Source organism: Sphingomonas sp., from assembly GCF_039594485.1.
Classification (GTDB): Bacteria; Pseudomonadota; Alphaproteobacteria; order Sphingomonadales; family Sphingomonadaceae; genus Sphingomonas.
Window position 1 is genome coordinate 89,095 of record NZ_JBCNNI010000001.1, and the last position, 16,436, is coordinate 105,530.

A 16,436-nucleotide genomic window follows, 5' to 3' on the forward strand; every position below is an offset into this window, starting at 1 on the left:
TCCATGTCGACCGATGTTCTGAGCGCCGATCCGGCGAAGAACCCGACCTATTATCTGGTCGAGGACGAGGATCATCATCACGAATCCGGTGGCTCGACCGCCATCGGCTTCTGGATGTACCTGATGAGCGACTGCCTCATCTTCGCGATCCTCTTCGCCACCTATGGCGTGCTGGGCACCAGCTATGCGGGCGGGCCGACCCCGCGGGAAATCTTTGAACTCCCGCTGGTCGCGCTCAACACCTCGATGCTGCTGCTGTCGTCGATCACCTATGGCTTCGCCATGATCGCGATGGAGAAGAACCAGAAGCAGCAGACGCTGATCTGGCTCGGCATCACCGGCCTGTTCGGCCTGGCCTTCCTGTCGATCGAACTCTACGAATTCGCCAACCTCATCCATGAGGGCGCGGGTCCGCAGCGTTCGGCCTTCCTGTCGTCCTTCTTCACGCTGGTCGGAACGCACGGTCTGCACGTCACCTTCGGTTCGATCTGGCTGGTCACACTGATGGTACAGGTCGGTCGTTTCGGCCTGATCGAAGCGAACAAGCGCCGCCTGATGTGCCTGTCGATGTTCTGGCACTTCCTGGACGTCGTCTGGATCGGCGTCTTCACCTTTGTCTATCTGCTCGGAGTTCTCCGGTGAGCGCTCATCCTCCCCATGGTCATGGCGACCACGCCAATCTCGACCACGATCTGCATTCGCACGGCGACACGCACGGCCATGGCTCCTTGAAGGGCTATATGATCGGGTTCGTGCTCTCGGTGATCCTGACGGCCATCCCGTTCTGGGCGGTGATGACCGGGGCGCTGGGTGATACGCAGACGACCGCGCTGGTCATCATGGGCCTGGCCTTCGTCCAGATCGTCGTCCACATGATCTACTTCCTCCACATGAACACCAAGTCGGAGGGAGGCTGGACGATGATGGCGCTGGTCTTCACCGCAGTGCTGGTCGTCATCACGCTGAGCGGCTCGATCTGGGTCATGTATCACATGAACACCAACATGATGCCGGACATGGCCGCCCAATTGGGCGGCGGCATGTAATGACCGATGCTGGCCCAGCGGGCGGGCGGCGGGGCCGCTCGCCGCTGGTGCTGGCGGTCCTGACCGCGATCGGGTTGGCCCTGGTTGCGGCGTTCATATCCCTGGGCGTGTGGCAGTTGCAGCGCCGTGTCTGGAAACTGAACCTGATCGCGACGGTTGAGGCCCGGCTTCACGCCGCCCCCGTTGCGGCCCCCCCTGCCGCCGGGCCCGCGGATACCTATCGTCGTGTCAGCGTGCGCGGTGTATTTCGGAACGACCGGGAAACCTTCGTCCAGGCCGTGACCGAACGGGGGCCGGGCTATTGGGTTCTCACGCCCCTTGTTGGTTCGAACTTTACCGTCCTCGTCAATCGTGGCTTCGTACCGCCCGAGAAGCGCGCCGAGCATGACAGGCCGAGCGGGCCCGTCCCTGTTACCGGCCTGATCCGTTTGACCGAGCCGAAGGGGGGCTTCCTCCGCTCGAATGATGCGGCTGCCGATCGCTGGTATTCGCGCGACGTGGCAGCGATCGCGTCCGCCAAGCATCTTGGTGCGGTCGCCCCCTATTTCATCGATGCCGATAGAACCCCGAACCCTGGTGGCTACCCGATCGGCGGGCTGACCGTCGTCGCCTTCCGCAACAGTCATTTGTCCTATGCCTTGACCTGGTTCGGTCTGGCGATCCTGACGGTCGTGGCACTCGTCATTCTTTGGCGTAAAAGGCGCGAATGACGACCGGCGTTCATCCCTTCCTGCCGTTCACGGTCCGCCCGCGCGAGCCCGACGCGACGGCGGGTACGGCGAATATGCGCCAGCTCATTCATCTGCGCTGGTTGGCCGTCATCGGTCAGTTGGTGACGATCCTGTTCGTCAACCGCGTGATGCGCGTCGAGCTGCCTGTGGCGGCGATGATGGGCGTGGTGGGCATGGCGACGGCGATCAATCTGCTCAGCCATTTCCGCCTGCGCTTCCACCGGATCACCAATACCGAGTTGCTGTTCGCGCTGATGTTCGATGTGGGGACGCTGACGCTTCAGCTCTTCCTGGCGGGCGGGGCCACCAACCCCTTCATCTCGCTTTACCTCATTCAGGTCGTGCTGGGCGCGGTTCTGCTGGAGACTTGGTCCGCCTGGGCGTTGGCGGGGATCACCGGGATCTGCTTCGGACTCCTGTCGCTGCACCACCGGCCGCTTGCCTTTCCGCCCTGGCTGTTCGGTGACATCGCGGGGCTGCATACACTCGGCAACTGGCTGGGTTTCGCGCTGGTCGCGGTGCTGCTCATCCTGTTCGTCACCCGCATCACGCATAATCTTCGCGAGAGCGCAGCGCGGCTCGCGGACTTTCGGCAGCAGGCGTCGGAGGAAGAGCACATCGTTCGGATGGGCCTGCTCGCCTCTGGAGCGGCGCATGAGCTAGGCACTCCGCTGGCCAGCCTGTCCGTGATCCTCAGCGACTGGCGACGCGTCCCTAAGCTGCGCGACGATGTCGAGTTGATGGGCGAGATTGCCGAGATGCAGGCTGAGGTCCAGCGGTGCAAGGCCATCGTCACCCGCATCCTGCAATCGGCGGGCGAACCGCGCGGCGAGGCGGCGGAATTGTCGGAGGTCGGGCGCTTCATCGATGCGATCGTCGGCGAATGGCGGCAGAGCCATGCGCACGTCACGCTCGATTATCAGCGGACTGATGACGACGCGCCGATCGTGTCGGACCCGGCCATCAAGCAGGCGGTCTGGAACGTCCTCGACAATGCGGCGGAGGCATCGCCCCAATGGGTGGGGCTGTCCGTCGCGCGCGAGGGTGGCGCGGTAGCGGTGCGGGTCGCGGATCGCGGGGCGGGCTTCACCGCCACCACGCTGGCCCAGGTCGGGCGCCCTCAGCAGTCAACAAAGGGGGAGGGGCATGGCGTGGGCCTGTTCCTCGTATCCAGCGTGGTGCGCAAGCTGGGCGGACGGGTCGAGGCCGCCAATCGCCCGGAGGGTGGCGCGCTCGTCACGCTGACCCTACCTCTCAGTATGATCGGCTTTTCGGATCGGGAGAAATGATGGACAGCGAACGTTCGCTGGTAATCGTCGAGGATGACGAAACATTCGCACGCACGCTGCAACGCTCGTTCGAGCGGCGGGGTTATCGTGTCTGGGTGGCGGCTAGTCCCGACATGCTGGTCGAAATCCTCGGCCAGGTCACGCCGCATTATGCGGTGGTCGACCTGAAGCTGGGCCAGGCCTCTGGGTTGGCTTGCGTCCAGACGCTTCATGCGCATGACCCCGAGATGCTGATTGTCGTGCTGACCGGATTTGCGAGCATCGCGACCGCGGTGGAGGCGATCAAGCTGGGCGCTTGCCACTATCTGGCAAAGCCGTCCAACACCGACGATATCGAAGCCGCCTTTCATAAGGCGGGCGGCGACACGACCACCGCGATCACCGACCGTCCAAGTTCGATCAAGACCCTGGAATGGGAACGGATCAACGAAACCCTGGCCGAGACCAATTTCAACATCTCGGAAACCGCGCGGCGGCTTGGCATGCACCGCCGGACGCTCGCGCGGAAACTCGAAAAGCGGCACGTCCCCTGACATGGGCCGTCCGGCAGGCGGGAAGGGCGGACCTAGCCCCTCCCGCCACCGATCACGCCCGGCGCTTTTCCGCCGCGATCCAGTCTTCGACCTTCTTTTCCAGCACCGGCATCGGCAACGCCCCGGTGTCGAGGATCACCGCATGGAAGCGACGCGGATCGAACTTGCCACCCAGCTCGGCCTTGGCTTTGGCCTTCATCCGGCTGATCGTGATCTGGCCGATCTTGTAAGCGAGCGCCTGTCCCGGAATGGCGATATATCGCTCCACCTCGGCGGTCGCATCGGTCCGCGCCATCGGCGAATTGGCGAGCATATAATCGATCGCCTGGTCGCGCGTCCAACCCTTGGCATGGATGCCGGTATCGACCACGAGCCGCATCGCACGCAGCATCTCGTCGCTTAGGCCGCCCATCCGCTGATAGGGATCGGTCTCCATGCCCAGTTCGGGCCACAGCGTCTCGGCATAGAGCGCCCAGCCCTCTGCATAGGCGGTATTGCCGCCGAAGCGCATGAAGGCCGGAAGCGCGGCATTCTCCTGCGCCAGGCTGATCTGGAAATGATGTCCCGGCACGGCCTCGTGCAGGTACAGCGTCTCCATCTCCCACATGTAGCGCGACGGCAGGTCATAGGTGTTGTAGTAGAATACGCCCGGCCGCGTTCCGTCCGGCGTGCCGCCCTGATAGGAACCGCCCGCATCGGTCTTTTCCTTGAAGGCGGGAACGGGGCGGATCTCCAACGCGGTCTTCGGGATCAGCGAGAATTGTTCGCGGATGCGGGTGTCGATCCGCCGCCCGATCGCTTCATAGCCTTCGCGAAGCTGGGCCGCCGATTTGGGCTGGAAGCGGGGGTCGGTACGCAGGAAGGTGAAGAAGTCGCTGAGGCTGCCGGTAAAGCCGACGGCCTGTTTCTGCACGTCCATCGCTTTCAGGATTCGCGCGACCTCTGACAGGCCGAGCTGGTGGACCGCTTCGGCCTGGAGTGGCAAGGTGGTGTTCTGCTCGATCAGATAGGCATAGAGCCGGTCGCCGCCCTTCATCCCCGACAGGCCGATGCTGTCGCGTGCGGCCGGAAGATAGGTGTCGGCCAGGAAGTCGCGCATCCGCTTTTCGGCGGGGATGATCACGTCGCGGATCTGCGTGGCATAAGCCGTCTTCAGCCGGGCCTGATCCGCCGCTGAAATGCTGGCGGGGAAGCGCCGGACCGGGCCGTAGAAGGTCGAGTCCTCCACCGATCCGGCGAGAAGATTGTCGAACTGCGCGATCATATTGCGCACGACGAGCTTGGGCTGGACCACGCCGCTGGCCATGCCTTGGCGGAAGCGCCCGATGGCCTCGTCGAGCAGCCGCGCATATTCGACGTTTCGCTTCAGATTATTCTCGTAATCCGCCAGCGTATTGAACGGGGCCGCCCCCTGGCCGGACGCGAATTCGGGATAGAAGGTCTGGATGCCATAGAAATGATCCATCGGCCGAACGATGGTCAGCGCGACGAGCGCGGGATCGAAGCCCTTCAGCGTGGTCTCGGTCTGCTGCCGGAACACGTCATAGGCGATCTGATCCGTCGGTGTCAGCTTCGCTCGGTCGATCTGGCCCAGACGCTTAAGGTCGCTCTGCGCTGCGTTGCGTTCGCCAGCGATATAGGCATCGGAAAAGAAATCGCCGATCCGGTCGGCGCGACGCATATCGCCCCGGAACAGCCCGCTGATCGGATTGCGGGCAAGGCTGGCCTCGTCGCTGTCATGGAAAAGCTGCTTGAGGCGGGCATCTTCCCTGCCGTCGCCGGGTTGCGCCGGTGCGGGGGGCAAAGCCTGCGCGCAACTGACCGAAAAAGGGATGGGCAGGGCAGTGGCGGCGAGCAGGGCGGCGATAGGCAGAAGGCGCAAGCGGATGTCCCGTTCTGGATGAGAAAGCCCGATCCTAGAAAGGCCGCTTTCGGACGGCAAGGTCGTTGGCGCGCGTATAGACGATATGGAAAGGGGGCATCGCCGCCGCGAAAGGCGATGCTCCCCTGTCTTTTCGGCGGCCTATAAGACGCGTCAGGCGGACTTGCTTGTTGCCGCCTTCGCTGCTGCCGACCCCGCATTGCCTGCCGCCTTCACGACATGGTCGAACAGCGACTTGGCGCGATCCTTGGCCGCATCCTTGGTCAGGCCCGCATCTTCCAGTTCACGCAGGCCCGTTTCACGAGCAGCCTGCGTCGCCTGTCGAACCGTCTCGCCCAGCTTCTTGCCGAGGGGGGCGAGGATTTCCTTCTCCCTCGGCGAACGGGGCAGCAAGGCACCCGCAATCACGCCGACCGCCAGACCGCCGACGAGTATGCCCAGCGGATTGGCCTCGATGCTACGGGCAGTCTTGTGGGCCAGTTCGCCGGCCTTGTCCTTGGCATCATGATAGGCTTGCGATGCGGTCTCGCGCGTATGGTCCAGCGTCTCGCGGATCCGGCCGGTCTGCTGATCGAGATGGGGTTCGGTGGTCATTGCGATCATCCTTATGAATGGGGGTGCCGGGGCGAGATCCGGGTCAGCCTTTGCGTTTGAACAGGCTGGCGATCCGTCGGCGGTTGAGCAGCAGGCCGAGGATGGCGACGCCGCCCGCAACCGCCGCCTTGTTGTCCTTGGCTGTTTCCAGTCCGATCCTGGCGGCACACAGGCCCGCATCCCGTGCCTGGATGGCGAGCGCTTGCGGCTCCAATTTCGCCTGGATACGCGCTGCGGTGCGGTTCATCCGCTCGCGTGCCTCGGCCGCACGAGCTTCCGCTTCGGTGACGCTCATGCTCCACCTCCCGTCAAGCGGCTTTTGCCGACCAGGGCCAGAATCCCGGCGACCAGTATCGTTGCGCCCACGACGATCAGCGTTGCCCCGAACGGCCCGGCCAGCGGGGTCAAAGACAGGATCAGCCCGACCAGCAGGGCGACCAGCGCAGACAGGCCGAGCACCGCCGCCGCGCCAAAAAATATTGCCGCATTACGATACCGGGTCACCTTGTCGGTGGCGCGGGCCTTGGCCAGGTCGATCTCCGCCGTGATGTACGACCGGCCATCATCGACCAGCTGTGATACCAGCGAGGTCAAGCTCTCGGACGGCGCCGTCGCAGCCGATAGGGGAGCGGTCACGCGGCTCACGCCTTCGCATCACTCGTTTCGCGGGTTTCGATACCCGACTGGACCACCCGCGCGAGCACGAAGCCTAGCGCCGCGGCGATGCCGATCGCGACCGCCGGGCTCTTGCTGACAAAGGCCCGCGCATCGTCGAGCAATTCCTCGACGTCCTTGTCCTTGATCGCACCTGACAGCGAGGTCACGGTATCGGCCGCCGATCGGGCATATTGGCCATATTGGCTGCCCAGCTTCTCATCGACCTGCCCCGCCGCATCGTTCAGCAACTGGGCGACCTGATCCAGCGCGGACCCTGCCTTGGCCTTGCCGTCCCCGGCGAGCGCGTGAATTTTATCCACCGCCTGCTGCTGGACCTTGCTGGCGCCTTCCTTCACCGACTGCTTGGCGTCGGCAAGGCTGGCCTTGGGCTTTTCGGTTTCGCCGAACGGCGCCGCGCCTCCTGCGGTGATCCCAGTATTTGCCCCGAATTTCGGGGTGTTATCCTGGGTCGGCGGCAAAATGCTGTCCGTGTCAGCCATCGGAAACCCTTTCTCCTTGGCCCGGCACGCCGGGCGGTTTGCGTTCTAACCCCGGTGACGGAAGCACGGTTCCATGCTTTTCCCGCAATTGCCCTTCGCGCAGTCACGCGATAGAGCGCCGCCGAGATATTCAGGCTGATGTAGGAGCATCGTTACGTGACCGCAATCATCGACATCCACGGGCGCCAGATCCTGGACAGCCGCGGCAATCCCACGGTCGAGGTGGATGTGCTGCTCGAAGACGGCAGCTTCGGTCGCGCCGCCGTGCCCTCGGGCGCATCGACCGGCGCGCATGAGGCGGTCGAAAAGCGCGACGGCGACAAGAGCCGCTGGATGGGCAAGGGCGTCGAGGCGGCAGTCGAGGCGGTCAACGACGAGATCGCGCAGGCCGTGATCGGCCTCGATGCCGAGGATCAGGCCGATCTCGATCGCACCATGATCGAGCTGGACGGGACCGAGAACAAGGGCCGGCTGGGCGCCAACGCGATCCTGGGCGTCAGCCTGGCGGCGGCCAAGGCGGCGGCAGAGGCGCGCGGCCTGCCGCTCTACAAATATGTCGGCGGTGTCTCGGCGCACCTGCTGCCGGTGCCGATGATGAACATCATCAATGGCGGCGAACATGCCGACAATCCGATCGATTTCCAGGAATTCATGATCATGCCGGTCGGAGCGACCAGCATCATGGAAGCGGTCCGCTGCGGCTCGGAGATCTTCCACACGCTCAAGAAGGCGCTGCATGACAAGGGGCTGGCGACCGGCGTGGGCGACGAGGGCGGCTTCGCCCCCAACATCGCGTCGACCACCGAAGCACTCGACTTCATCATGGCGTCGGTCGAGAAGGCCGGGTACAAGCCGGGCGACGACGTGATGATCGCGCTCGACTGCGCCGCGACCGAGTTCTTCAAGGACGGCAAGTACAATATCTCGGGCGAAGGCAAGATCCTGTCGAGCCATGAGATGGCCGAATATCTCGCCAACCTGACCCGCAACTACCCGATCCTGTCGATCGAGGACGGCATGGCCGAGGACGATTGGGAAGGCTGGAAGGCGCTGACCGACCTGATCGGCGACAAGGTGCAGCTGGTCGGCGACGATCTGTTCGTGACCAATCCGAAGCGCCTGAAGCAGGGTATCGAGGGCGGCTATGCCAACTCGCTGCTGGTGAAGGTCAACCAGATCGGCACGCTGACCGAAACGCTGGAGGCCGTGTCGCTGGCGCAGCGTTCGCGCTACACTGCGGTCATGTCACACCGTTCGGGCGAGACCGAGGACGCGACCATCGCCGATCTGGCGGTCGCGACCAACTGCGGCCAGATCAAGACGGGCAGCCTGGCGCGTTCGGACCGGCTTGCAAAGTATAACCAGTTGATCCGTATCGAGGAGGAACTGGGCGATGCGGCGCGCTATGCGGGTCGCGATGTGCTGATCCGCGCTTGAAATTATCGGGCGTCGGTACGAGTATAGGTTTTGTGACCAGAAAGCCGACGCCTTTCATGCGAACCATGCGACGGGCTGCCCTGCCCGCGCTGGGGTTGACGATCGTTGCGTTCTTCGGCGCCTATGCGGTGCTGGGGCGCAACGGTCTGCTTGCCTATGGCGAGTATCAGCGGCAATTGGTGAAGCGTGAGCAGGAATATGCGGCGCTGGATAAAAGGCGGCTGGTCCTGAAGAATCGGGTCGCGCTGCTCGATCCCGATCATGCCAATCCCGATATGGTGGACGAGATGGTGCGCCGCGAATTGAACGTCGCGCATCCCGACGAGGTTATCGTCCCGCTACGATAAGGGCGGTCCGCAAGGTCGCGGACCACCCCCTTTCGATCATCGACCCAGGAAGGTCAGCAGATCGCGGCTGAGACGTTCGCCATGCGTGACGTTCAGGCCATGTGGTGCGCCGTCATATTCCACCAGTTGCGAATGGGCGATGCCCGCCGCCGCCGCGCGACCAGCCGCGTCGATCGGCACCGTCTGGTCGCCGGTCCCATGGATGATGAGCGTCGGGACGCGGAAGGCCGACAGGTCGGGGCGGAAGTCAGTCTGGCTGAATGCCTCGGCACAGGCCAGGGTCGGCTTGAGCCCCGCCTGCATCGCCACGCTGGTCGCCCAGTCCAGAACCTCGTCGCTGACCGGACTGGAGATATAGCCGACGCCGAAGAACTGCTTGAAAAAGCTATGCCTCAGGAAATGCGCGCGATCGTCGCGCAGGCCCTGGCCGATCTGCTCGAACACCGACTGGTCGGTCCCCTGCGGATTGTCCTCGGTCTTGGGCATATAGGGGACAACGGACGCGATCAGTCCCGCCGCGACGACGCCCTTGCCTTCATGGCGGCTCATATAGCGCGCCACCTCGCCGCCGCCCATGGAGAAGCCGATGATTGCTGCATCCTGCGCGCCTGTTGCTTCTAGAACATCGGCGAGATCGTCGGACAGGGTATCATAGTCATAACCGGACCAGGGCTGGCCGGATCGTCCGAAGCCGCGCCGATCATAGGCAATCGCCCGGAAACCAGCATCGGCCAGAGCGATCATCTGCGCGTCCCACATATCGGCCGACAGAGGCCATCCATGGAGCAGCACCACAGGGCGGCCTTCACCCCAATCCTTCACATAGATATCGGTGCCATCGCGCGTCTTCACATAGGGCATGGTCTGCTCCTGGATCATTATGGGATTGGGTTCGTCCTGAACGGGCCTGCCCGCCCGCCGTTCCGTCCGAACCGCGCCAGCAGAGGGGCGGCAAAAGGCTGGATTCTCAGTATATCCCTGTCGATCAGGACCGATCTGCATCGCAATAAAGCGGCCCGGTCGCATTGCCATCGCCATGTGATGAAGTCACATAAGCATCACGGGCGAACAATGCGGAGCGAACGGAAATGCGGGGATGGCGTGGGATGCTGGCGGGTACGATGCTGGCCGGACAATTTGTAACAGGGACGGCAATGGCCCAGGTGAACCCGATGACCGAAAACGACCCCTATATCTGGCTGGAGGACAAGGACGGTGCAAAGGCGCTGGCCTGGGTCGAGGCGGAGAATGCCAAGACCCTGCCTCGCCTCCAAAATGATCCACGCTATCAGAGTTTCTACCAGGAAGCGCTGGCCATCGCCTCGGCCAAGGATCGCATCCCGATGCCGGGCCAGCTCTACGGCCGGATCGTCAATTTCTGGCGCGACGCCGATCATCCCCAGGGCCTGTGGCGGTGGACGAGCGAGGCGGACTATGCCTCCGCCGATCCGCACTGGACGACGCTGCTCGACCTCGACGCACTGAGCAAGGCCGAGAACAGGAAATGGGTGTGGAAGGGCGTGACCTGCCTCAGCCCCGAGGATCGGCTGTGCCTTGTCGCTCTGTCGGAAGGTGGCGAGGACGCGATCGAATATCGCGAGTTCGACATGGAGACCGGGCAGTTTGTGCCCAACGGCTTCCGCCTGTCGACCTCGAAACAGGGCGCGGCATGGCTCGACAAGGATACATTGCTGGTCAGCCGGGACTGGGGGCAGGGGACGCTGACCAAGTCCAGCTATCCCTTCGTCGTGAAGATGGTGAAGCGCGGCCAGCCGATCGAGCAGGCCACTGAGATATTCCGGGGCGCCCCCTCGGACGAACTGGGCACCTATGCCGAGGTGCTGACCGACGCTCAGGGAAACCGCGCGGTGGTGATCGAGCGGCGGCAGGCCTTTTTTGGCGGCGACAAACTGTTCTGGTCGCCGCAAGGCGGGGCAAAGCCGATCGCGATGCCCGCGCGCGCCTTTCCCGTCGGGATGGTCGATGGCCGGGTGATCTTCCAGACCAGCGATGCCTGGGGCCGGTTCCCCGCCGGCGCGGTCCTCTGGGCTCCGCTGGCCGAACTGGAGGCTGGGACGATCACGCCGCGCGCGTTGTTCATCCCGACCGATCGCCAGGCGGTGGAGGGCGTTTCGACCACCAGGGACCGGGTCGTCATCACCTATATCGACAATGTTCGGGGCCGGGCGAGCGTCTTCGCGCCGACCGCCCAGGGCTGGACTGCCTCGGCGGTGCAGGTTCCCGATAATATGGCGGTCGATGTGGTCAGCACCAGCGATCGGTCGGACACCGTGTATCTGTCGACTTCGGGGTTCACCACGCCGACCGTCCTGTCGCGTTTCGACGCCGCCGCTCCGGGAGCGACGCAGGTGCTGAAGACGTTGCCGGCCCGGTTCGATGCGACCGGTACGACCGTCCATCAATATGAGGCAGTGTCGACCGATGGCACGAAGATCCCCTATTTCGTCGTCCTGCCCAGGGGCGCGAAGCTGAATGGTGCCACCCCTACGCTGATGACGGCCTATGGCGGGTTCGAGATCGCACGCCTGCCCTATTATCTTGGCTCGACGGGCAAGATCTGGACCGAGCGGGGCGGTGCGTTCGTCCTTGCCAATATCCGGGGCGGTGGCGAATTCGGGCCGAAATGGCATGATGCGGGCCGCAAGACCAAGCGGCAGGTCATCTATGATGATTTCGCCTCGGTCGGGAAGGACCTGTTCGCACGCAAGATCACCAACCCGCAGAAGCTGGGCATCTATGGCGGCTCGAACGGGGGCCTGTTGATGGGCGTCGAACTCACCCAACACCCCGAACTGTGGAAGGCGGTGACGATCCAGGTGCCGCTGCTCGACATGGTTCGTTATCAGAAGATTGCGGCGGGCGATTCGTGGAAGGACGAATATGGCTCGATTGATGTGCCCGAGGAGGCCGCGTTCCTGCGAAAGATTTCGCCCTATGCCAATATCCGCAAGGGTGCCGTCTATCCTGAGCCCTATATCTGGACGACGACCAAGGATGATCGGGTGGGGCCGCAACATGCTCGCAAGTTTGCGGCACGCCTGTCGGAATATGGCATCCCCTATCTTTTTTACGAGGACACGGCGGGCGGCCATTCGGGCGATGCCGACATCTCGCAGGGTGCCCGGCTGAGCGCGCAACAGATGGTCTATTTCGCGCAGAAGCTGATGGGCCCGGCAAAGTGAGGCGAGGGGGGGCGAGGTGCCTCAGGCACCCGTCCCCCGAATTAGGTTGACGATTGCGGCAATATTGCTCTTGCTGCATCGCAATAGGATCGGCAAATGCAGGGCATGAGCGATATGACCACGACCGAGCGCCGCCCGGCGGAGCCGGCGGCGGGCGCCCCCGCCATCATTTTTGAAGCCATCGTCAAGATGCAGGCGGTGTCCGCCATGTACAATCGTGGCGAAGTCGTGCTGGCACCGCACGTCATCTACACACGACATGACGAACTTTATGTCGATGCGACGACCGTGGAGCGGGACGGCAAGCCCCCTCGCGAGGAGAAGCTGGGTACGTTCAAGCTGGCGGGCTTGGGCGCGTTACGGCTGACGCCCCGCCGTTTCACGATCAGCACCCTGTTCGAGCGCGATGCCGAAAAATACGCCAATACCGCGCTGATGATGGTCGAGCCCGCCTGAACCCCGTCTGCGGCCTGCGTGGCGTGGTGTTCTGCGAGCATGTGAGCCGTCAGACGAAGCTTGTCCCGGTCGGGCAAGGCCATCCTGGGTCCCGCATGGTGTCCCTGGACCGCCTCGCCCGGCAAACATGAGGGATCAGCGGCAGCGGAACTGGTTCTGTTCGATCGAACGCCCCGCCAGCGCTCCGCCCGCCGCGCCCAGCAGCGTCGCGATCGTGCTGCTGCGGCCACCGACCAGATTGCCCAGGATACCGCCGGCCGCGCCGCCGATGATCAACCCCGTCGTACCGTCGGGGCGTCGGCAATAATAGCGGCCATCGGTGCCCGCATAGACACGGTCCTGCGGCTGCAAAACGCGCTCGCGATACTGCGATCCATCGCGATAATCGCCGACCGGATCATAATAGGGCTCGCCATTCTGGCCATAGCCGTCGGCCGGAACCGGCGGTGCGACCCGATATCCGCCGGGACCGCCGGGCGGCGGCGGGGCGGGACGGTAATTGCCGTCATAATATCCGCCGCCCCGGTTCCGCTCGGACATGTAGAGATCGAGTTCCTGCCGATAAATCTGATATTCGCGATCAAATCGCGCCTGCGCCGCGCGGAACCGCGCATCTTCCGCGGCGGTTTGCGCGGAGGCGGGAATGGCGGTCAGGGTGACGGCGGTCGTCATTGCGACGATGGCCAGGCGACGAAAGCCCATCGGTTATCCTCCAGCGCCCGGACAATCGGGCGAGTGCGACCGATACGGCTACGAATCGATATGGTTCCTGAATGACGCGAACGTCATCTACTTGCCGTCCTTGGTGACGAAGCTGTCCATCACCCGCTTGCGGCCCGCCTGCTCGAAATCGATCTCCAGCTTGTTGCCCTCGATCGCCGCGACTGCGCCATAGCCGAATTTCTGGTGGAAGACCCGATCGCCGACGCTCAGGTCGCCGCGTCCCTTCTGGCCAAGCCCGACCGAAGGCGAGCGCGACTCGACGATCCGTGCCGGACGGGCGGCGGGGCCGCCCTGGCTCGTCGCCGCCCGCTGCCATCCGGGCCCGCGTCCGGTGCCGCGCGCGACATTGGCAAAGGGATCGGCATGTTCGGACCAATTGGCTCGCCAGAGACTTTCGCCGCCGGTCATGCTCGTCTCGCTCTCGATATGCTCGGGCGGCAGCTCGCCGACGAAGCGGCTGGGCAGGCTGGAGGTCCATTGGCCGTAGATGCGGCGGTTGGCCGCATGCAGGATGATGGCCTTGCGCCGCGCCCGCGTGATCGCGACATAGGCGAGACGTCGCTCCTCCTCCAGGCTGCGCGTGCCGCCCTCGTCGATGGCGCGTTGCGACGGGAAAAGCCCTTCCTCCCAACCCGCCAGGAATACCGTGTCGAATTCCAGGCCCTTGGCGGCATGGATGGTCATGATCGTGACTTCGGGTTCGCGCTGATCGCCATCACGGTCCATCACCAAGGACACATGTTCGAGGAACGCGCCGAGCGAATCGTAATCCTCCATCGCGCGGACCAGTTCGGACAGGTTCTCCAGCCGCCCCGCCGCTTCGGCCGATTTCTCGTTCTGGTAAATGGCGGTATAGCCGCTCTCGTCCAGCATCTGACGCGCCAGTTCGGGATGCGGCAGGTCGCGTGCCATGTCGCGCCAGCGCGCGATATCGCCGATCAGATTGCCGAGGCTCCGTCGTGCCTGCGGTGTCAGTTCATCGGTGTCCAGGATACGCGCGGAGGCCAGGGTCAGCGGCAGGCCATCGGCGCGCGCTAGCTGATGGATCTTCGCCAGCGCCTTGTCGCCGAGCCCACGCTTGGGGACGTTGACGATTCGCTCGAACGCCAGATCGTCCGAGGGCTGGTTGACGACCCGCAGATAGGCCAGCGCGTCGCGGATTTCGGCCCGCTCATAGAAGCGGAAGCCACCGACGATCCGATAGGGCAGGCCGATCGCGATGAATCGGTCCTCGAACTCGCGCGTCTGATGCTGGGCGCGGACGAGGATCGCGATATCGCTATAGGAGGTGCCCGAACGCCGTGCCGCCTCGATCTCTTCCCCGACGCGCCGCGCTTCTTCGGGGCCGTCCCAGACGCCCAGCACGCGCACCTTCTCGCCGACGTCCAACTCGGTCCATAGCGTCTTTCCCAGGCGTCCGCCATTGTTGGCGATCACCCCGGACGCCGCACCCAGGATATGGGGGGTCGAGCGATAATTCTGCTCCAGCCGGATGACCTTGGCGCCGGGAAAGTCGCGTTCGAACCGGAGGATGTTCTCCACCTGCGCGCCGCGCCAGGAATAGATGGACTGATCATCGTCACCCACGCAGGCGATGTTCTTGCGCGCCTGGGCCAGCAGGCGCAGCCAGAGATACTGGACGCTGTTGGTGTCCTGATATTCGTCGACCATGATGTAGCGGAAGCGCTGCTGATAATGCTCCAGCACGTCGCGATGCGTCTTCAGGACGGTCAGCATGTGAAGCAGCAGGTCGCCGAAATCGCAGGCATTCACGCTGCGCAGCCGTTCCTGATATTGCCGGTAAAGTTCGGCACCTTGCCCGTTGGCGTAGCGCTCGGCCTCGCCCGCATCGATGTCGGCCGGCACCAGCCCCTTGTTTTTCCACTCGTCGATCAGACCGCCCAGCGCGCGGGCCGGAAAGCGCTTCTCATCGATGTCGGCCGCGACGATCAACTGTTTGAGCAGACGCAGCTGATCGTCGGTGTCGAGGATGGTGAAGTTGGACTGGAGTCCCACCAGTTCGGCATGGCGGCGAAGCATCTTGGCTCCGATCGCGTGGAAGGTGCCCAGCCATGGCATGCCCTCCACCGCATCCCCGACGAGCCGACCGACCCGTTCGCGCATCTCGCGAGCCGCCTTGTTGGTGAAGGTGACCGACAGAATTTCCGATGGCCAGGCCTTTCGCGTGTAGAGAAGATGCGCCAGCCGAGCGGTCAGCGCCGCCGTCTTGCCCGTTCCCGCGCCCGCCAGAACCAGCACTGGCCCGTCGGTGGTCAACACGGCCTCGCGTTGCGCCGGGTTCAGCGTGCGGAGATAGGGGTAATCGGCCAGCGATGCGGCGGGATCGGGAGAAACGGCGGTCATCGCGAACAGTTAGGGAACGTTTGCAGCGGCGGCAACCTTGGCCTGTCGATCCAGTGTGACGGGCCATGTCGGAATTCGTCTCGAAACTGTCGCTGGCACGACCTGAAAGCGACACGCCTTCATCCTACAGCCCCGATCGCGCCGATGAGCGGTGGGCCTCATGGCCACGCCGTCATGACGGGCGCGACCCGATGCAGGAGCGATTTCCATGAGCAAGATCATCGCCGCGGCCTTTGCCGCGTCTGTCTTCATGTGCGGCGCATCCGTTGAGGCCCAGATGCGCGAGCCGATTACGGTCAAGGTTCACTATGCCGATCTGAACCTGGCGCGCGCCGACCAGCGCGCCGTCCTGGATGCCCGCATCCGCCGGGCGGCCAATAGCGCGTGCGGCCCGATCACGGTCGATATCGCCAGCAACGCCGATGTGTTGCACTGTCGGAAAGAAATGCACGCCGACGCCGCCGTCAAGCTCGCCGGACTGTCCCCTGCGCCAATCGCTCTGGCCAGCAATCGATAAGATACTGGCCGAGACGGTGCCGAGAGCGTGGATTCCCGCTTCGGCACCGGCTGACTGGACCGGTGTCCGACGCGAGGCGGGGAACCGCAAGCCATGTGCGGCGTCGAGCGTCATCAAAATGTCACCTCCCGAGCGCAACGGACATACACGATGACAA

General features: G+C 64.0%; 18 protein-coding genes. 10 read left to right on the forward strand and 8 right to left on the reverse strand.

The features are described 5' to 3' along the window. Window positions 1-3 precede the first annotated feature (3 nt). The 5 genes from cyoC to ABDV78_RS00425 are packed head-to-tail and all read left to right on the forward strand — an operon-like array spanning window position 4 to window position 3,599. On the forward strand, window positions 4-642 hold the full coding sequence (gene cyoC / locus ABDV78_RS00405) for a cytochrome o ubiquinol oxidase subunit III (RefSeq protein ID WP_343525163.1): 639 nt from the start codon (window positions 4-6) through the stop codon (window positions 640-642). 50 nt (window positions 643-692) lie between these two features. After that, complete coding sequence (gene cyoD / locus ABDV78_RS00410; protein WP_343525312.1) at window positions 693-1,046, forward strand: cytochrome o ubiquinol oxidase subunit IV; 354 nt, start codon at window positions 693-695, stop codon at window positions 1,044-1,046. Then, window positions 1,046-1,756, forward strand: a complete 711-nt coding sequence (locus tag ABDV78_RS00415; RefSeq protein ID WP_343525164.1) for an SURF1 family protein — start codon at window positions 1,046-1,048, stop codon at window positions 1,754-1,756. Before cyoD ends, ABDV78_RS00415 begins: the two co-directional genes overlap by 1 nt. Next, window positions 1,753-3,066, forward strand: a complete 1,314-nt coding sequence (locus ABDV78_RS00420) for an ATP-binding protein (protein ID WP_343525165.1) — start codon at window positions 1,753-1,755, stop codon at window positions 3,064-3,066. The genes ABDV78_RS00415 and ABDV78_RS00420 overlap by 4 nt, the downstream gene beginning before the upstream one ends. Continuing rightward, a complete protein-coding gene (locus ABDV78_RS00425; RefSeq protein ID WP_343525313.1) occupies window positions 3,066-3,599 on the forward strand; it encodes a response regulator transcription factor in 534 nt (177 codons plus the stop codon). The genes ABDV78_RS00420 and ABDV78_RS00425 overlap by 1 nt, the downstream gene beginning before the upstream one ends. Before the next feature lie 52 nt (window positions 3,600-3,651). On the opposite strand, the gene ABDV78_RS00430 is transcribed toward ABDV78_RS00425, so the two are convergent. The 5 genes from ABDV78_RS00430 to ABDV78_RS00450 form a co-directional block, all read right to left on the reverse strand. Further along, window positions 3,652-5,481 carry a DUF885 domain-containing protein gene (locus tag ABDV78_RS00430; RefSeq protein WP_343525166.1) on the reverse strand — a complete coding sequence of 610 codons (1,830 nt, stop codon included), beginning with the start codon at window positions 5,479-5,481 and terminating at the stop codon, window positions 3,652-3,654. 153 nt (window positions 5,482-5,634) lie between these two features. After that, a complete protein-coding gene (locus ABDV78_RS00435; protein WP_343525167.1) occupies window positions 5,635-6,075 on the reverse strand; it encodes a hypothetical protein in 441 nt (146 codons plus the stop codon). A 43-nt stretch (window positions 6,076-6,118) separates the two neighbouring features. After that, a complete protein-coding gene (locus ABDV78_RS00440; RefSeq protein ID WP_343525168.1) occupies window positions 6,119-6,370 on the reverse strand; it encodes a phosphatase in 252 nt (83 codons plus the stop codon). Continuing rightward, entirely contained in the window at window positions 6,367-6,711 is a 345-nt protein-coding gene (locus tag ABDV78_RS00445) for a phage holin family protein (protein WP_343525169.1), read from the reverse strand. The genes ABDV78_RS00440 and ABDV78_RS00445 overlap by 4 nt, the downstream gene beginning before the upstream one ends. Window positions 6,712-6,716: 5 nt before the next feature. Beyond that, on the reverse strand, window positions 6,717-7,232 hold the full coding sequence (locus ABDV78_RS00450) for a hypothetical protein (RefSeq protein WP_343525170.1): 516 nt from the start codon (window positions 7,230-7,232) through the stop codon (window positions 6,717-6,719). A 156-nt stretch (window positions 7,233-7,388) separates the two neighbouring features. Between ABDV78_RS00450 and eno the strand changes: the two genes are divergently transcribed. Both eno and ABDV78_RS00460 read left to right on the forward strand, forming a co-directional pair. Next, window positions 7,389-8,669, forward strand: a complete 1,281-nt coding sequence (eno, locus tag ABDV78_RS00455) for a phosphopyruvate hydratase (protein ID WP_343525171.1) — start codon at window positions 7,389-7,391, stop codon at window positions 8,667-8,669. Window positions 8,670-8,725: 56 nt separating this feature from the next. Further along, window positions 8,726-9,016, forward strand: a complete 291-nt coding sequence (locus ABDV78_RS00460; protein WP_343525172.1) for a septum formation initiator family protein — start codon at window positions 8,726-8,728, stop codon at window positions 9,014-9,016. Window positions 9,017-9,052: 36 nt separating this feature from the next. Here the strand turns inward: ABDV78_RS00460 and ABDV78_RS00465 are convergent, their stop codons facing one another. After that, window positions 9,053-9,877 (reverse strand): alpha/beta hydrolase, encoded by an 825-nt coding sequence (locus tag ABDV78_RS00465; RefSeq protein WP_343525314.1) that lies wholly within the window; start codon window positions 9,875-9,877, stop codon window positions 9,053-9,055. A 227-nt stretch (window positions 9,878-10,104) separates the two neighbouring features. On the opposite strand from ABDV78_RS00465, the gene ABDV78_RS00470 reads away from it, so the two are divergent. Further along, window positions 10,105-12,219: a prolyl oligopeptidase family serine peptidase gene (locus ABDV78_RS00470; RefSeq protein WP_343525173.1), complete on the forward strand. Its 2,115-nt coding sequence runs from the start codon at window positions 10,105-10,107 to the stop codon at window positions 12,217-12,219. Between the two features lie 114 nt (window positions 12,220-12,333). Then, a complete protein-coding gene (locus tag ABDV78_RS00475) occupies window positions 12,334-12,675 on the forward strand; it encodes a hypothetical protein (protein WP_343525316.1) in 342 nt (113 codons plus the stop codon). Between the two features lie 135 nt (window positions 12,676-12,810). Here ABDV78_RS00475 and ABDV78_RS00480 read toward each other — a convergent pair whose 3' ends face one another. Together ABDV78_RS00480 and ABDV78_RS00485 are read right to left on the reverse strand one after the other, a co-directional pair. Continuing rightward, complete coding sequence (locus tag ABDV78_RS00480) at window positions 12,811-13,377, reverse strand: glycine zipper 2TM domain-containing protein (protein ID WP_343525174.1); 567 nt, start codon at window positions 13,375-13,377, stop codon at window positions 12,811-12,813. An 87-nt stretch (window positions 13,378-13,464) separates the two neighbouring features. Next, the gene (locus tag ABDV78_RS00485; protein ID WP_343525175.1) at window positions 13,465-15,762 is read right to left on the reverse strand and encodes a UvrD-helicase domain-containing protein; all 2,298 of its coding nucleotides are present in this window, start codon (window positions 15,760-15,762) and stop codon (window positions 13,465-13,467) included. Window positions 15,763-15,970: 208 nt separating this feature from the next. On the opposite strand from ABDV78_RS00485, the gene ABDV78_RS00490 reads away from it, so the two are divergent. Next, window positions 15,971-16,279 (forward strand): UrcA family protein, encoded by a 309-nt coding sequence (locus tag ABDV78_RS00490; RefSeq protein ID WP_343525176.1) that lies wholly within the window; start codon window positions 15,971-15,973, stop codon window positions 16,277-16,279. Window positions 16,280-16,436 lie beyond the last annotated feature (157 nt).